This is a genomic window from Variovorax sp. JS1663 (genome assembly GCF_002157355.1).
Taxonomy (GTDB): domain Bacteria; phylum Pseudomonadota; class Gammaproteobacteria; order Burkholderiales; family Burkholderiaceae_C; genus Variovorax.
Map to the genome: position 1 here is coordinate 1 of NZ_LYMK01000052.1, position 14,953 is coordinate 14,953.

The 14,953-nt window shown below is 70.6% G+C and carries 15 protein-coding genes; 4 read left to right on the forward strand and 11 right to left on the reverse strand.

Going from position 1 to position 14,953, the window contains the following annotated elements; all coding sequences use genetic code 11:
• The first annotated feature begins 167 nt into the window (after positions 1-167).
• A complete protein-coding gene (locus A8M77_RS29620; protein ID WP_086925052.1) occupies positions 168-1,163 on the forward strand; it encodes a DUF2272 domain-containing protein in 996 nt (331 codons plus the stop codon).
• A gap of 15 nt (positions 1,164-1,178) precedes the next feature.
• Here the strand turns inward: A8M77_RS29620 and A8M77_RS29625 are convergent, their stop codons facing one another.
• From A8M77_RS29625 to A8M77_RS29640, 4 genes are read right to left on the reverse strand one after another with little or no spacing between them, the layout of a single operon-like run.
• A complete protein-coding gene (locus A8M77_RS29625; protein WP_086925053.1) occupies positions 1,179-2,345 on the reverse strand; it encodes a mandelate racemase/muconate lactonizing enzyme family protein in 1,167 nt (388 codons plus the stop codon).
• A gap of 24 nt (positions 2,346-2,369) precedes the next feature.
• A complete protein-coding gene (locus tag A8M77_RS29630; RefSeq protein WP_086925054.1) occupies positions 2,370-3,068 on the reverse strand; it encodes an SDR family NAD(P)-dependent oxidoreductase in 699 nt (232 codons plus the stop codon).
• Entirely contained in the window at positions 3,058-4,029 is a 972-nt protein-coding gene (locus A8M77_RS29635) for a Bug family tripartite tricarboxylate transporter substrate binding protein (protein WP_086925089.1), read from the reverse strand. Before A8M77_RS29635 ends, A8M77_RS29630 begins: the two co-directional genes overlap by 11 nt.
• A 17-nt stretch (positions 4,030-4,046) precedes the next feature.
• Positions 4,047-4,982, reverse strand: a complete 936-nt coding sequence (locus tag A8M77_RS29640; protein ID WP_086925055.1) for a dihydrodipicolinate synthase family protein — start codon at positions 4,980-4,982, stop codon at positions 4,047-4,049.
• Positions 4,983-5,105: 123 nt separating this feature from the next.
• On the opposite strand from A8M77_RS29640, the gene A8M77_RS29645 reads away from it, so the two are divergent.
• Positions 5,106-6,023 carry a LysR family transcriptional regulator gene (locus tag A8M77_RS29645; protein WP_086925056.1) on the forward strand — a complete coding sequence of 306 codons (918 nt, stop codon included), beginning with the start codon at positions 5,106-5,108 and terminating at the stop codon, positions 6,021-6,023.
• Between the two features lie 18 nt (positions 6,024-6,041).
• On the opposite strand, the gene A8M77_RS29650 is transcribed toward A8M77_RS29645, so the two are convergent.
• Positions 6,042-7,055: a zinc-dependent alcohol dehydrogenase family protein gene (locus A8M77_RS29650; RefSeq protein ID WP_086925057.1), complete on the reverse strand. Its 1,014-nt coding sequence runs from the start codon at positions 7,053-7,055 to the stop codon at positions 6,042-6,044.
• Positions 7,056-7,140: 85 nt separating this feature from the next.
• On the opposite strand from A8M77_RS29650, the gene A8M77_RS29655 reads away from it, so the two are divergent.
• Positions 7,141-8,016 (forward strand): LysR family transcriptional regulator, encoded by an 876-nt coding sequence (locus A8M77_RS29655; RefSeq protein WP_238137024.1) that lies wholly within the window; start codon positions 7,141-7,143, stop codon positions 8,014-8,016.
• Positions 8,017-8,027: 11 nt separating this feature from the next.
• On the opposite strand, the gene A8M77_RS29660 is transcribed toward A8M77_RS29655, so the two are convergent.
• Positions 8,028-8,468, reverse strand: coding sequence for a carboxymuconolactone decarboxylase family protein (locus A8M77_RS29660; RefSeq protein WP_086925058.1), 441 nt, complete (start codon positions 8,466-8,468; stop codon positions 8,028-8,030).
• Between the two features lie 99 nt (positions 8,469-8,567).
• Here A8M77_RS29660 and pdxR point away from each other — a divergent pair, with 99 nt between their 5' ends.
• Positions 8,568-10,001, forward strand: coding sequence for a MocR-like pyridoxine biosynthesis transcription factor PdxR (gene pdxR, locus A8M77_RS29665; RefSeq protein ID WP_086925059.1), 1,434 nt, complete (start codon positions 8,568-8,570; stop codon positions 9,999-10,001).
• 21 nt (positions 10,002-10,022) lie between these two features.
• Here the strand turns inward: pdxR and A8M77_RS29670 are convergent, their stop codons facing one another.
• From A8M77_RS29670 to A8M77_RS29690, 5 genes are read right to left on the reverse strand one after another with little or no spacing between them, the layout of a single operon-like run.
• Entirely contained in the window at positions 10,023-10,781 is a 759-nt protein-coding gene (locus tag A8M77_RS29670; RefSeq protein WP_086925060.1) for an SDR family NAD(P)-dependent oxidoreductase, read from the reverse strand.
• 26 nt (positions 10,782-10,807) lie between these two features.
• Positions 10,808-11,857 carry a VWA domain-containing protein gene (locus tag A8M77_RS29675; protein WP_086925061.1) on the reverse strand — a complete coding sequence of 350 codons (1,050 nt, stop codon included), beginning with the start codon at positions 11,855-11,857 and terminating at the stop codon, positions 10,808-10,810.
• Positions 11,854-12,852: a DUF58 domain-containing protein gene (locus A8M77_RS29680; protein WP_086925062.1), complete on the reverse strand. Its 999-nt coding sequence runs from the start codon at positions 12,850-12,852 to the stop codon at positions 11,854-11,856. Before A8M77_RS29680 ends, A8M77_RS29675 begins: the two co-directional genes overlap by 4 nt.
• Positions 12,833-13,855, reverse strand: a complete 1,023-nt coding sequence (locus A8M77_RS29685) for an AAA family ATPase (protein WP_086925063.1) — start codon at positions 13,853-13,855, stop codon at positions 12,833-12,835. Before A8M77_RS29685 ends, A8M77_RS29680 begins: the two co-directional genes overlap by 20 nt.
• Positions 13,856-13,902: 47 nt before the next feature.
• The gene (locus A8M77_RS29690) at positions 13,903-14,898 is read right to left on the reverse strand and encodes a S1C family serine protease (RefSeq protein ID WP_086925064.1); all 996 of its coding nucleotides are present in this window, start codon (positions 14,896-14,898) and stop codon (positions 13,903-13,905) included.
• Positions 14,899-14,953: the final 55 nt, after the last annotated feature.

Here is a 14,953-nt window from a genome sequence, read left to right on the forward strand (position 1 = left end):
GCTGTGGGCCTCGGGTGGAGACACCCGGGCGAAGTCGCAGCTCAACGCCTCGGCGGGGCTGCGCGTGCGCTGGTAGGCTGCCGTGCTGAACGGAGGCTGGGTCGGTTTCCGCGCAAAGCAAGGCATGACCCATCCAGGGCGGTAAGAGCCGCTTATGCTCGCGCCGCATGCGGCTCTTCGATGCTCCACCCCATGTGCCATGGCGCTTCCCCGCCGTGGCCGCGCTTGCTGCCGCGCTGCTTTCAGCGGCCGCTGTCCCGGCCGCGGCCGCCTGCCTTGCCACGAGCCTGCACATCGCGCCCAGCCCGCGCGCCCTGGCCATGGCGGCCGCGGCCCGGCGCGAGCACCTGGCTTTCGGCGGCCAGACGCTGGATGCCGAAGGCCGGCTCATCGAGGCTGGCTATTCCGAGGGAGAGGACGCGCGCGGCCCGGAGCGCGGGACAGCGCCGTGGCAGCGGGTGCTCGGCTACTGGCAGGCGGTGAATTCGCCGGACGGCCGCCTGCCTTCCGCCGTGCGCTTCGGCGCGCTGCGCCCTGCTTCGCGCGCGTTGCTGATGCAGGCCCTGAGCCGGGCCGCGGGCGTGGCGCAGGGCCTCGAAGCGCAGGACCTGCGCGCCGTGCAGACCGCACTCGACCGCGTGGCCGTCATCGACACGCCCTGGTCCGCCGCCTTCCTCAGCTGGCTGGCGCGCGAGGCCGGGCTCGGCCCGGGCGAGTTCGTGTTCTCGGAAGCGCATGCCGACTATGCGGGCGCTGCGTGGCAGGCCGGCATCGACGAGGCGCAGGGCCAGTCAAATCCCTTCGCGCTGCGCGCCTGCGACCCGGCGCGCACGCCGCCGCGCGTCGGGGACCTGGTCTGCCACGCGCGCAGCGACGAGGCGGGTGTCGCCAGCTTCGAGGCCATCGGCCGCATCCTGGCCACGCGGCCCACGGGCGGTGCGGCGCTGCCGATGCACTGCGACGTGGTGGTTGCGGTCGATGCGAAGGGCTTCGATGCGGTGGGTGGCAACGTGCTGCAGTCCGTCACCTTGCGCCGGCTCGCCTTCGCACGCGGCACCCGGCTGCTCGATCCGGACTACCGGGGCTGCGAGGCTGGAACGCCGGGCTGCGTCGACCGTCACATGAGCCGCGCTCCCTGGTCGCTTCTGCTGCAGTGGCGCTGACAGCCTCTCAGGCTTTCAGGCCGCGAGCGCCCGCATCTCGGCGTAGAGATCGGCCTTGCCCTCGAAGCCGATGCCCGGCAGCTCCGGCAGCACGACGTAGCTGTTGTCGACCTTGACGCCGTCCGGAAAGCCGCCGTAGGGCTGGAACAGGTCCGGATACGACTCGTTGCCGCCGAGCCCCAGACCGGCCGCGATCGCCAGCGACATCTGGTGTCCGCCGTGGGGCACGCAGCGCGAGGGCGACCAGCCGTTCTCCTTCAGCATGTCGAGCGTGCGCAGGTACTCGACCAGCCCGTAGCTCAGCGCACAGTCGAACTGCAGCCAGTCGCGGTCCGGCCGCATGCCGCCGTAGCGGATCAGGTTGCGCGCGTCCTGCATCGAGAACAGGTTCTCGCCGGTCGCCATCGGCCCGGCGTAGTGCTGGGCCAGTTCGGCCTGCAGCGCGTAGTCGAGCGGATCGCCGGCCTCCTCGTACCAGAACAGGTCGTACTGCGACAGGGCCTTGGCATAGGCAACGGCGGTCTTCAGGTCGAAGCGCCCGTTGGCATCCACGGCCAACTTCTGTCCCGGGCCGAGCAGCTTGAGCACGGCCTCGATCCGCTTGCAGTCCTCGGCCAGCGAGGCGCCGCCGATCTTCTTCTTGACCACGGAATAGCCGCGGTCGAGGTAGCTGCGCATCTCGCGCTCGAGGCCCTCGATGCCCTGGCCCGGCCAGTAGTAGCCGCCGGCGGCATACACGAAGACCTTGCGCTCGGCCTTGCCGTTGCCGTAGCGCTCGGCCAGCAGCTGGAAGAGCGGCTTGCCCTCGATCTTGGCGACGGCGTCCCACACAGCCATGTCGATGGTGCCCACCGCCACCGAGCGCTCGCCGTGGCCGCCGGGCTTCTCGTTGCTCATCATGGTGGCCCAGACCTTGTGCGGGTCGAGGTTGTCGCGCTCGGCGTCGCGCAGCGAGTCGGGGGCGGCCTCGAGCAGGCGCGGGCGGAAGCGTTCGCGGATCAGCGCGCCCTGTCCGTAGCGGCCGTTGGAGTTGAAGCCGTAGCCCACCACCGGCTTGCCGTCGCGGATCACGTCGGTGACCACGGCGACCAGGCTCAGCGTCATCTTCGAGAAGTCGATGTACGCATTGCGGATGTTCGATTTGATGGGCTTGGTTTCTTCGCGGATGTCGACGATCTTCATGGGGTCCCTCTTCAAAGAATGTGTTCAGCGCGGCAGCGACGAGCCGCCGCAGATCTGGATGTCCTGGCCGGTGATGGCATCGGCCTCGGACGAGAGCAGAAAGCGCACGAGCGCGGCGATCTCCTCGGGCCGGATCAGCCGGCCGATGGGCGGCAGCACCGGCGCCTCGGAAGCGCGCGACGGGTCGGCGGTCATGGCGGTCTGCGTGGCTGCGGGCGACACCACGTTCACGGTCACGCCGCGCGGCGCCACCTCCGCCGCCCAGCTGCGCGCCAGCGCGACCAGGGCGGCCTTCGAGGCCGCGTACTGGCTGCGCCCCGCCTTGCCCTGCGCGACGCGGCTGCCGACGATCACCACGCGGCCGTGGCCGGCCTCGGCCATGCGCGGCACCAGCACGTCGGCCAGGCGCGTGGCCGCCTCCACGTGCAGCCGCCACATCAGCGCGCCACCGGCCGCATCGAGCGCGCCGAGCCGGCCGACGCGCAGCACACCGGCGGCATGCACGAAGGCCGAGACGCCATCGAGCCCGCGCGCCGCCGCATCGGTGGCCGCGCCGTCCGAGAGATCGACCTGCACCGGCGCGAAGGCCTCGTGCAGCAGCGCGGGCGCGGCGCGGTCGAAGCCGGTGACGCGCCAGCCCGCATCGAGCAAGGCCAGTGCGATCGCCAGGCCGATGCCCGAGCTGCTGCCGGTCACCAGGGCGTGGGGGCTGCTATTCGGCACGGATGTTCGCCTCCGCGATGATCCTGGCCGAGCGCGCCATGTCCTCCTTCTGGAAGGCCGCGAAGTCGGCGATGCTGCCCGGGGTCAGCAGCAGGCCCTGGCTGGTGAGCTTGTCCTTGATCTCCGGCGCGGCGAGCGCCTTGTTGACCTCGGCGTTGAGCCGCTTCGCGATGTCCTGCGGCATCTTCGCCGGTGCCCACAGGCCGTACCAGCTGTAGGACTCGTAGCCCGGGAGCGTCTCGCCCACGGTCGGCGTGTCGGGCATGCTGGCGATGCGCGACTTGGAGGTCACGGCCAGCACCTTCAGCATGCCGCCCTTCGCGTACTGCACCGAGCCCAGCACCGGGTCGACGAAGCCGTCGATCTGGCCGCCGATCAGGTCCTGGTAGGCCGGGCCCGAGCCCTTGTAGGGCACCACCAGGTACTCGATGCCGCTCGCGCGCTTGAGCATCTCGGTCGACAGGTGCCCGGCCGATGCCGAGGAGCCGATGGCGAAGCTCAGCTTGCCGGGGTTCGCCTTGGCATACGCGATCAATCCCTTGATGTCGTTCACCGGCAGGTTCTTGTTGACCGCGACCGACAGCGGCGCCTTGGCCACCAGCGCGACCGGCTGGAAGTCGCGCACCACGTCGTAGGGCGTGCTCTTCACCACCATCGGCGTGGTGGTGAAGGTCGAGGGGCTGAACAGCAGCGTGTAGCCGTCGGGTGCCGCGCGTGCCACCGCGGCAGAGCCGATGGCGCCGCCCGCGCCCGCGCGGTTGTCCACCACCACGCTCTGGCCCAGCTGCTCGCCGAGCTTCTGCGCCAGCATGCGGCCCACCGTGTCCAGCGTGCCGCCGGGCGGGAAGGGGATGATCATGGTGATCGGCTTGCCCGGCCACGCCTGGGCGAAGGCCGTGGTGCCGGCCAGCCCCAGCAGGGCGGCGGAGAGCGCGCAGCGCGCGAAGTGTCTGCGTTGCATGGTGGTGATCACGGCGTTCAGCGCTGCAGCAGGCCGGCGTTGTCCAGCGCGGCGCGCAGGGCCTGCATCTCGGCATCGGTCGGCGCCTCGGTGGGCGGGCGCACCGTGGGCGCCTGGATCACACCGGCCAGGTACATGCCGGCCTTCATGCGGGCATGGGCCTCGCCGGTGGGCTCGCCGCCGCCGTAGACCGCGTCCTTCAGCGGCGTGATCAGCGCCTGCACCTGCATGGCCTTCTTCAGGTCGCCGGCCTTCACCGCCTCCCAGAGGTCGTTGATCAGGCTGGGGATGAAGGTGGCGAAGCCGACCAGCGCGCCGTCGACGCCCTGCACCATGGAGGCGAGCAGGTACTCGTCGTGACAGGTGAGGATGGCCTTGGAGGCATCGGCCTCGCGGATCGCCTTGATGTCGCTCGCGTACTTGTTCATGTCGCGCTGGCCGACCTTGAAGGCCTGCACATAGGGCAGCTTCGCCAGCGTGGCGAGGGTGGCGGACGAGTAGGCCGCGCGCGTCCAGGCCGGGTACACGTGGGCGACCAGGTCCAGGCCGGAGGCCTCCGCGATGGCCTCGAAGTAGTCGGTGACGTGCCCGGCGCGGAAGCCGAAGCGCAGCCAGTGGTGCGGTGGCATCACGTCCAGCGCGCGGGCGCCGGCATCGCGCGCCAGGCGGGCGTGCTCCTTCGCCTCCTGGATGCCTTCGCACACGATGGACGAGATCACCGGCAGCCGGCCCTCGAGCTCGCTGGCCACGATGCGCGTGACCTCGGCGCGCTCCTTCGCGGTCAGCGAGAACACCTCGCCGGTGTGGCCGTTGGTCATCACTGCCACCACGCCGGGCTGCGAAGCCAGCCACGACGCATGGCGGCGCAGCTCGGCCTCGTCGATGCGGAAGTCCGGCGTGAAGGGGCAGGCGATGGCGGGAATGATCCCCCGATAATTCTGGATGGTGGGCATGAGGTCTCCTGGGTTGATGGATCTGCGGACTGGCGTGATGCGTCCTTGGCTGAATGGTCGTCGGGCCGCGTCCGAAAGGCCAATGCCCCTTTTCTCTTCTTGTATGCCGCCAAAGCACCGCCCATGAACTTCCAATGGCTCGAGGACTTCCTGGCCCTGGCCGCGACGGGCAACTTCTCGCGCGCGGCCGAGGAGCGGCACATGACGCAGCCGGCCTTCAGCCGCCGCATCCGCGCGCTGGAGGAATGGCTGGGGGTGGTGCTGATTGATCGCACCAGCCATCCGGCCACGCTGACCGAGACGGGCGAATGGTTCCGTGCGGTGGCGCAGGAGATCCTGCAGCGCGTGGCGCGCGTGCCCGACGAGGCGCGCGCGGTGGCCGATGCGAGCTCCGCCACGCTGCGCATCGCCGCGACCCACGCGTTGTCGCTGACCTTCATGCCGGGCTGGCTGCGCGGCCTGGCGCCCGGCGAGCCCGCCGGGCCGATGCAGCTGATGTCGGACGTGATGCAGCAGTGCGAGGGCCTGATGCTGCAGGGGCGCACGCAGTTCCTGCTGTGCCATGGCCACCCGCAGGTCCATGGCCGGCTGGAGGCGGCCGACTATCCCTCCTGCGTGGTGGGCATCGACGAGCTGGTGCCGGTGTCGGCGCCGGGCCAGCCCGGCCGGCCGGCCCACGCGCTCGAAGCCAACGGCGCGGCGCGCGTGCCCCTGCTGCTCTACAGCGCCGAGTCCGGCCTGGGCCGCATCGTGCGCGCCGTGCTGGGCGCGCGGCTCGAGGCGATGGCCACCAGTGTGGTGCTGACGGCCCACCTCGCCACGGTGCTCAAGACCATGGCGCTGGAATCGCGCGGCGTGGCCTGGCTGCCGCGCAGCCTGATCGAGGCCGAGCTGGCCGACGGACGCCTGCTGCCCGCCGGCGATGTGCCCTGGCGCGTGGCCATGGAAATCCGGCTGTTCCGCGCGCCGGGCAAGCTGCCGCGGGCGGCGGAGGCCTTCTGGCGTGCGGTGCAGCAGGGCGCGGCGCCGCCGCCGGCCTGAAGGCCCGGCGGAGCGCCTTCAGCGCTCGGCGTCGACGTCCACCACGACCTTGCCGTTCGCGCGGCCCTGCGCGACCAGCTCGTGCGCCAGCAGTGCATTGCCGAAGTCGAAGCGGCGCTCGTCCAGCCGCGGCAGCAGCAGGCCCGCCTCCGCCAGTTGCGTCGCCTCGCGCAGGATCTCGCCATGGTGGGCGCGCTGCGTGCCGGTCAGCATGGGCCTCAGCGTGAAGACCCCGGAATAGGTCGCCGCCCGGAAGGACAAGGGCCCCAGCGCGTGCGTGCCCCACCCGAGGATGCTGAGCACGTGCCCTGTGTAGGGCCGTACGGCCTCGAAGGACGCATCCAGGGTCGTGCCGCCCACGGTGTCGAACACCACGTCGAAGCCCTGGCCGCCGGTGAAGCGCTCCACGTACTGCGCGACCGGCATCGCGCGGTAGTCGATGGCGACTGCGCCGTAGCGTTCGACGAGCGCGGCGTGGTCCCCGGCGACGGTGGCGAAGACCTCGGCGCCGCGTGCGCGTGCGAGCTGCACCGCCACGTGCCCGACACCGCCCGCGCCGCCGTGCACCAGGACCTTCTGGCCGGCGCGCACCTGCGCCCGGTCCACCAGCCCTTCCCAGGCGGTGATGACGGCCAGCGGCAAGGCAGCGGCCTCGCGCATCGTGAGGTTCCGGGGCTTCAGGGCGAGCAGGTCGGCATCGACCGCCGCATGGTCGGCCAGCGTGCCCTGCAGGCCGCCGACGCCGCCCGCCATGCCATAGACCTCGTCGCCTGCGCGAAAGCGCGTGACGCCGGCACCGGTGGCCACCACCACGCCCGCGAGGTCCATGCCGAGGACGGCCGGCAGCGGCTGCCGCGCATGGGCCGCCTGGCCGGCGCGGATCTTGGTGTCCAGCGGGTTGACGCCGCTGGCCACGATGCGCACCAGCACCTCGCCGGCACCGGCCACCGGCCTCGGAAGGCGGACCTCGGAAAAAGGGGCGTCCGCGTGCTCCACCATCAGTGCACGCATCGGATCGGGCTGCTTGTTCATCTCTGGAACTCCTGTCTGTGTTGCGAAGGCCTCCAGTGTTCGCTTTTCGATAGCGCATGGGAATCCATGAAACAGCACGACGCCCATGCGTTTTTGTATGCTGCGGCTGATGGACTGGGACAACATCAAGGTCTTCCTCGCCGTGGCCCGCGCGGGCTCGCTGGGCGCCGCCGCGCGCGCACTGGGCCAGACGCAGCCGACCATCGGCCGGCGGCTGCGCGCCTTCGAGGCGCAGCTCGGCCAGTCGCTGTTCCAGCGCAGTGCCGAAGGCTTCGTGCTGACGCACGAGGGCGAGGCCGTGCTGGCGCACGCGCAACGGATGGAGGACGAGGCGCTCGGCTTCGAGCGGCGCCTGCAGGGGCAGGCGGTGCAGCTGGAGGGGCTGCTGCGCGTTTCCTCGTCGGACTGGTTCGGTGTCCACGTGCTGGCGCCGGTTTTCGCCCGCTTCCAGGAATCCCATCCGAAGGTCTGCATCGAGCTCGTGACCGATGCGCGGCTCTTCAGCCTGGCGCGGCGCGAGGCCGACCTGGTGTTCCGCATCCGCCGCTTCGAGGACGCCGAGGTCGTGCAGCGCCGGCTCATGCGCATGGACTACGCGGTCTACGGTGCCTCCCATCTGCCCAGGCCCGAGGCGGGTGCCGGTGGCGGCGCGTTCCTCATCACCATGGACAGCGCCTTCGAGGCCATGCCCGACGTGCAGTGGCTGCGTCGCATGCTGCCGCGGGCGCAGATCGGCCTGCGCAGCAACAACCGCGAGGTGCAGGCCGCGTTCTGCGCGTCGGGCGGCGGCTGGGCCGTGCTGCCCTGCGTGCTGGGCGACCGCGTGCCCGGTGTCGTGCGACTCGACCTGGGTGCATCGCCGCCCTCGCGCGAGGTCTGGGTCGGCTTCCACCGGGACCTGAAGCGGCTGTCGCGGCTGCGCAGCCTGCTCGACTTCACCGTGGAGGCGCTGGCGGACTGAGCCCCGCGGCCTCAGGCCGTGAGCTGCTTGCGAAAGCCGATCGACAGCCGGTTCCAGGTGTTGATCAGGCCGATGGCCAGCGTCAGGTTCACCATCTCGGCCTCGGAGAACTCGGCGCGCAGCGCCTCGTAGTCGGCATCCGGCGCGTGGGTGTCGGCCACCCGGGTGAGGGCTTCGGTCCAGGCCAGCGCGGCGCGCTCGCGCGGGGTGAAGAAGGGCGCCTCGTGCCAGACCGTGACGGTCTGGATGCGGCGCTCGCTCTCGCCCTGCTTGCGCAGATCGCTGGCATGCAGATCGATGCAGAAGGCGCAGCCGTTGATCTGCGAGGCGCGCAGCTTGACGAGGTCGAGCAGGACGGGCTCCAGGCCCAGCTTGCCGACCGCGACGTCGAGGGCGATCTGGGCCTTCAGCGCCTCGGGCGAGGCCTTGTAGAAATCGATGCGTGCTTCCATGGTGTGTTCCATTGCGGTGGTTGGTTGATGGATCGATGCTAAAAACGGCCGGCCCCGTGGCTGGCAGCCAATCCGGGGTATTCGCAGGAGGCCAATCGCATGGAGCTGCACGTCGTCATCGAGGGCGACAAGGACCTGGCCGGGCAGCTGTACCGGCAACTCAAGGACGCGATCCGCGCCGGCCGCCTGGCCGCGGGCGAGAAGCTGCCGCCTTCGCGTCTGCTGGCCGGGCAGCTCGGGCTGTCGCGCAAGACCGTCTCGGAAGCCTATGCGCGGCTGACTTTCGACAAGCTGCTGGTGGGCCGGGTCGGCAGCGGCACCTTCGTCGCCGAAGCGGTGCGGCCCGCCGCTGCGCCGACGGCTGCCTCGCGCTTCGCCGGTGCGGCGGTGGCCGAGCGCTGGATCCGCATGGACACGCCGCTGCGCCACCCCGAGCCTGCCGGCAGCTCGCGCTACGAGTACATCGGCGGGGCGCCAGCGCATGCCTTGTTTCCGCACACGGCCTGGCGTCGCTGCGCGCTGCACGCGCTGCGGCAGGGCGCACGTTCGCGCGGCCTGTACGGCGCGGCGGAAGGGCTGCCCGTGCTGCGCGAGGCCATCGCGCGGCATGCGGCCTTTTCACGCGGCGTGCGTGCCGGGATGGAAGACGTGGTGGTCACCAACGGCGCCCAGCAGGCACTGGACCTGGTGGCACGCGTGCTGGTCGAGCCGGGTTGCACGGTGGCGGTGGAAGACCCTGGCTACCCGCCGGCGCGGCTTCTGTTCGCTGCGCAGGGCGCGCAAGTGGTGGGCATCCCGGTCGATGCCGAGGGCTTGCAGGTGGACCTCATTCCCGAAGGCACGCGCCTGGTCTACGTGACGCCGGCACACCAGTTCCCGCTCGGCATGCCGATGAGCGTACGCCGCCGGCGGGCGCTGCTCGCCCGCGCGCAGGCGCTGGGTGCGCTCGTCATCGAGGACGATTACGACTGCGAGTTCCGCTACGAAGGCCGGCCCACCGACTCGCTGCAGAGCATGGACGAGGCGGGCACGGTGGCCTTCGTGGGCACCTTCTCGAAGACACTGTCGCCCGAATTGCGCCTGGGCTACCTGATTGCGCCGCCGGCCATCCTGCAGGCGGTGGGTGTGGCCAAGCACCTGAGCGATTGGCACACCTCGATTCAGGCCCAGTGGGCGCTGGCGAAGTTCATCGCGGACGGCGAGCTTCACAAGCATGTGCGGCGCTGCCATGCGGTCTACGCCGAGCGGCGCGAGCGTCTCATGCAGCGGCTCGACGGCGACCTCGCGCCCTGGTTCGAGCGGGTGCCGGCCACCGCCGGGATCCACATGGCGGCACTGGCGCGCAAGACGCTCGATATGGACCTGCTGCTGCGGCTTGCACGGCGGGTGGACGTGGGGCTCTACCCGCTCGATCCCTTCTACCGATCCAGCCCGCCGCGCCAGGGGCTGATGCTGGGCTATGGCGCGATCGAGACCGCAGACATCGATCCATCGATGGACCGGGTGCGGGACGTCCTGATGCAGATGGACTGAGAGCGTGAGAGTGCCGCGGCGTCAGGCCGTGATCGAATAACCGCCGTCCACCGGGATCGCCGTCCCGGTCACGAAGTCCGAGGCCTGGCTGGCCAGGAAGACGGCAATGCCGGCCAGGTCCTCGGGCTGGCCCCAGCGGCCGGCGGGCGTGCGTGCGTTCACGCGCTCTTCCAGGCCCTGCACTTGCGCGCGCGCGCCGTCGGTCAGCTCGGTGCGGATCCAGCCCGGAAGCAGGGCGTTGACCTGGATGCGGTCCGGAGCCCATGACGCGGCCATGGCCCGGGTCAGTTGCACGATGCCGCCCTTGCTGGCGCCGTAGGCCGGCGCATAGGGCGCGCCGAAGATCGACATCATCGAGCCGATGTTGATGATCTTGCCGCCACCGGCGTTCTTCAGGTGCGGGTGGGCCGCGCGGCAGCACAGGAAGGCGCTGGTGAGGTTGGTGTCCATCACCTGGTGCCACTCGGCAAGCTGGAGCTGATCGACCGGCTTGCGCACGGTGGTGCCGGCGTTGTTGATGAGGATGTCGAGCCGGCCGCAGCGCTGTGCGACGTCGTCGAACAGCTTCTGCACGGCGTCTTCGTCGGTCACGTCCGCGGCCAGTGAAAAGCTGTCGCTGCCGAGCGCGCGCAGCGCCTCCACGGCCGCGGCCGACTTGCCGGCATTGCGCGCCGCGATCACGACCTGGGCGCCGGCCCGGGCCAGGCCCATGGCCATGCCGAGGCCGATGCCACCGTTGCCGCCGGTGACGAGGGCGGTCTTGTCTTTGAGATCGAACATCGGGCCAGTGTCGCCCAGAACCGTCTTCAGAGGATGCGGTTGAACCAGAGCAGCGACAGCCCGGCCGACAGCAGCGCCAGCGCCGCGGCGCCGAGCGCGAACAGGGCCGAGATCTCGGTTTCCTTCTTCTCGACCGTGAGCCTGGAGCTCAGGGTGTTGTAGACCTTGGTGAGGTCGGCGGCGGTGCCGGCGTAGTAGTACTCGGCCTGGGTCTTGTTGGCGATGGCCTTGAGCGTTTCCTCGTCCAGGCGCACCCGCATCGACCAGCCCTCGAAGCCGATGGTCTCGCCGTCCACCGTGCCGATGCCCACCGTGTAGACGCGCACGCCGCGCTCGGCCGCCGCCTTGGCCGCGTCCAGCGGATCGACGCCGGTGGTGCGCTGGCCGTCGGTCAGCATGATGATGGCGGCCGAGGTGTAGGAGCCCGGCGCCACCGGCGTGAATTCCTTCGGCGGCGGCTTGCCGGACTGCTCGAGCGGCACGCCGCGCTGGCGGTTGCTGGCTGCCTGCGGGCCGAAGTTGGAGACGTCGATCCCCTGGTCCGGGAACAGCGTGGCCAGCGACACGACGATGGCGTTGCCGGTGGCCGTGGCGCGCTGCAGCTGGAAGGAGTCGATCGCCTGCACCAGGTCTTCCCGGTTGGTCGTGGGCAGCTGCGCCACGTTGGCGCTGCCGGCGAAGGCGACGATGCCCACCTTCACGTGGCGCGGCAGGTCCTTGAGGAAGGCCTTGGCCGCCTCCTGGGCGGCCACCAGCCGGTTGGGCTGCACGTCGGCTGCGCGCATGCTGCCCGACACGTCCATCGCCAGGATGATGGTCTGCTGGTTGGAGGGCAGCACCACCACCGCCATCGGCCGCGCGGCGGCGATCAGCATGGCGACCATCGCCAGCAGGAACAGCAGCGGCGGGAAGTGGCGCCGCACGCTCTGGCGCACGCCCATCGCCTCGCGCACGATCGAGAGGCTGGCGTAGCGCAGGGCCAGCTTCTTCTTGCGGCGCAGGAGCCAGACGTAGAGCAGCACCAGCAGCGGCACCGCTGCCAGGAACCAGAGGAATTGAGGCCAGAGGAAGGTCATGCTGCCACCGCCTTGGAAGGGGACGAGCCGGTGGCGCGCACACGGCGCTTGCGCATGTCGGCGAAGCGCACGATGGCTTGCACCAGGTCGTCCTGGGTCGAGAGTTCGAGCGTGTCGACACCGGCCTTGGCCAGCGTCTCGCGCAACTGGGTTTCGCGCTCGGCGGCGAGGTGGGCGAAGCGCTTGCGGAAGCCCGCGTCGTGGGTGTCGACCCACAGCTGTTCGCCGGTCTCGGCATCGGTGAGCGGCACCAGGCCGAGGTCGGGGATCTCCAGCTCGAGCGGATCGAACAGGCGCACCGCCACGACTTCGTGGCGCTGCACGAGTTGCGCCAGCGGACGATCCCAACCCGGCTCGGACAGGAAGTCGGAGACTACGAAGACGGTGGAGCGGCGCGGCATCAGCATGGCCGCCGACTTCAGCAGGTCGGCCAGGCGTGTCATGCCCTTCTGGGCGGGCTGCCGTTCCTTCCTGTGCGAACGGCGCTCCATCGCGTCGAGCAGGTACAGCACGTGGCGGCGGCCGGTGCGCGGCGGGATCACGGCTTCCACGTCGTTGCCGTAGACCAGCGCGCCGACCCGGTTGCCATGGCGCGTGAGCAGGCGCGCAATCACGCCGACGAAGCCGGCCGAGACCTCGCGCTTGGCCTTCACGCCGGAGCCGAAGTCCACCGAGCGGCTCAGGTCGAGGACGAACCAGGCGGCCATCTCGCGGTCTTCGGTGAACACGCGCACGTGCGGCGTCTGCAGGCGGGCCGTGACGTTCCAGTCGATGTGGCGCACGTCGTCGTGGTGCTGGTATTCGCGCAGGTCGGCCAGGTCCAGGCCAGTGCCGCGCATCAGCGTGCGGTAGTCGCCCTGCAGCAGGCCGTCGAGGCGGCGGATCACTGTCCACTCGAGCCGGCGCAGCGCGCGCTCGGCGCCGCCCGCGGCGGCCTCGAGGGCCGGTCGCTCGTCGTTGGCCGCGGGGCGGCGGCTAGGCCACCAGCTTTTCATGTTCCAGCGGCTTGGCCGGCGGCGGGACGGCACGCATGATGCGGTCGATCAGGCTGTCGGGCGTGAGGCCTTCGGACAGGCCCTCGTACGACAGCGTCACGCGGTGCCGCAGCACGTCGGGCACCAGGGCCGTCATGTCCTCGGGCAGCGCATAGCTTCGGCCGCGCAGCAGGGCCAGGGCGCGCGCGCCCTCGGTCAGGTTGATGCTGGCGCGCGGGCTGGCGCCGTAGGTGATGAAGCGGCGCATGTCCTTCAGGCCATGGCGCTCGGGCGTGCGGGTGGCGGACACCAGCCGCACCGCGTACTGGATCAGCGAGGGGTCGACGTACACCTGCCGCGCCTCGGCCTGCAGCGCCGCCAACTGCTCGGTGGTGGCGACCGGGGCGGCCTCGACCACCGGACCGATCACGCGCTCGACGATCACGAACTCTTCCTCATCGGTGGGGTAGTCGACCAGCACCTTCATCATGAAGCGGTCGACCTGCGCCTCCGGCAGCGGGTACGTGCCCTCGGTCTCGATCGGGTTCTGCGTCGCCATCACGAGAAAGGGGCGCGGCACCCTGTGCGTCTCGCCGGCGATGGTGACCTGGCGCTCCTGCATCACCTCGAGCAGCGCGCTCTGCACCTTGGCCGGCGCGCGGTTGATTTCGTCGGCCAGCAGCAGGTTGGCGAACACCGGGCCGAGCGAGGTGCTGAACTCGCCGGTCTTCTGGTTGTAGATGCGCGTACCGACCAGGTCGGCCGGCACCAGGTCGGGCGTGAACTGAATGCGCTTGAACTGACCGCGGATGGCATCGGCCAGCGTCTTCACCGTCAGCGTCTTGGCCAGCCCGGGCACGCCTTCCACCAGCAGGTGACCACCCGCCAGCACCGCCACCATCACGCGTTCCAGGAAGCGATCCTGGCCGACGACGACGCGCTTGACCTGGTAGAGGATCTGCTCCATCAGCTCGGCGGTGGTGTTGGCGGAGGCGGGGGGTGTCGCTTCGGTTTCCGTGCTCATGCGGTGCTTTCGTCGTTGGAACTGGAAAACGGGTTCGCGGACCTTTTTCAGAAAGGCGGCGAACCGGCGGCGGACGCGGCGTTCTCGATCGGCACTGCAAATCCGATGCCAATGAAGGTGCGCTGCTGCGTCGGGTTGAGGATGGCGGTGACGATGCCCAGCACCTCGCCGTTCATGTTGATCAGCGGCCCGCCCGAGTTGCCCGGGTTGGCGGCGGCGTCGAACTGGATCAGGTTGCCCAGCTCCTGCTTGCCCTCGGGCGAGCGGAAGGAGCGCTTGAGGCCCGAGACCACGCCGCCCGAAACCGAAGGGCCGATGCCGAAGGGGAAGCCGACCGCGGCCACCATGTCGCCGGACTGCAGGTCGGCGGTGGAGCGCATGGTCGCCGGGATCAGATCGTCCGGCAGCTTCTGCGCCTGCAGCACCGCCAGGTCATTCTCGGGCTGCACACCGGTGATCACGGCGGGCGCCTCCAGGCCGTCGGCGAAGGTGACCTTGATCTTCTCGGCGCCTGCGACCACGTGCAGGTTGGTCAGGATGATGCCCTTGTCGACGATCACCACGCCCGTGCCGACGCCGCGCTCCACCTCGCCGGGCGCCGCCTCGTCGGCGTCGGGCGCCTTGCCCTTGGCCATGTTGCGGCCCTGCTTCTGGGTCTGGGCCTCGGGCGTCTTCTTCTCGGGGCCGTAGCCCACCACGCGCACCACGGAGGGGCGGATGATCTCGGCCGCCTTGGCATAGGGCGAGGGGAGGGTGGCGGTCTGCAGGGTGCGCAGCACGGCCGCGTCGATGTCCTTCTGCGTGTACTGGCGGATGTTCTGGCGCGGCCAAGTCGCGATGGCGGTGGCCGACGCGCCGACCACGACCGCCAGCAGCAGGGCGAGGCTGCGCCTGCCGGGTTGCCAGCGCGCCTTGGGCGCGGTGGCGGCGGGGGCCGCAGCGGCGGCATCCGCCGGCGTGCCGGGCGCCTCGGGCGTCCCGTCATCGGCCGCTGCCTCCAGCGGCGTGCGGGGCGAGCGGCTGTAGAAAGCTGGCCTGCGCATCGGGACACCTCCGGCTAAAAGTCCACGCGTGTGAGTGTGAGTGTCACGGTAGCAC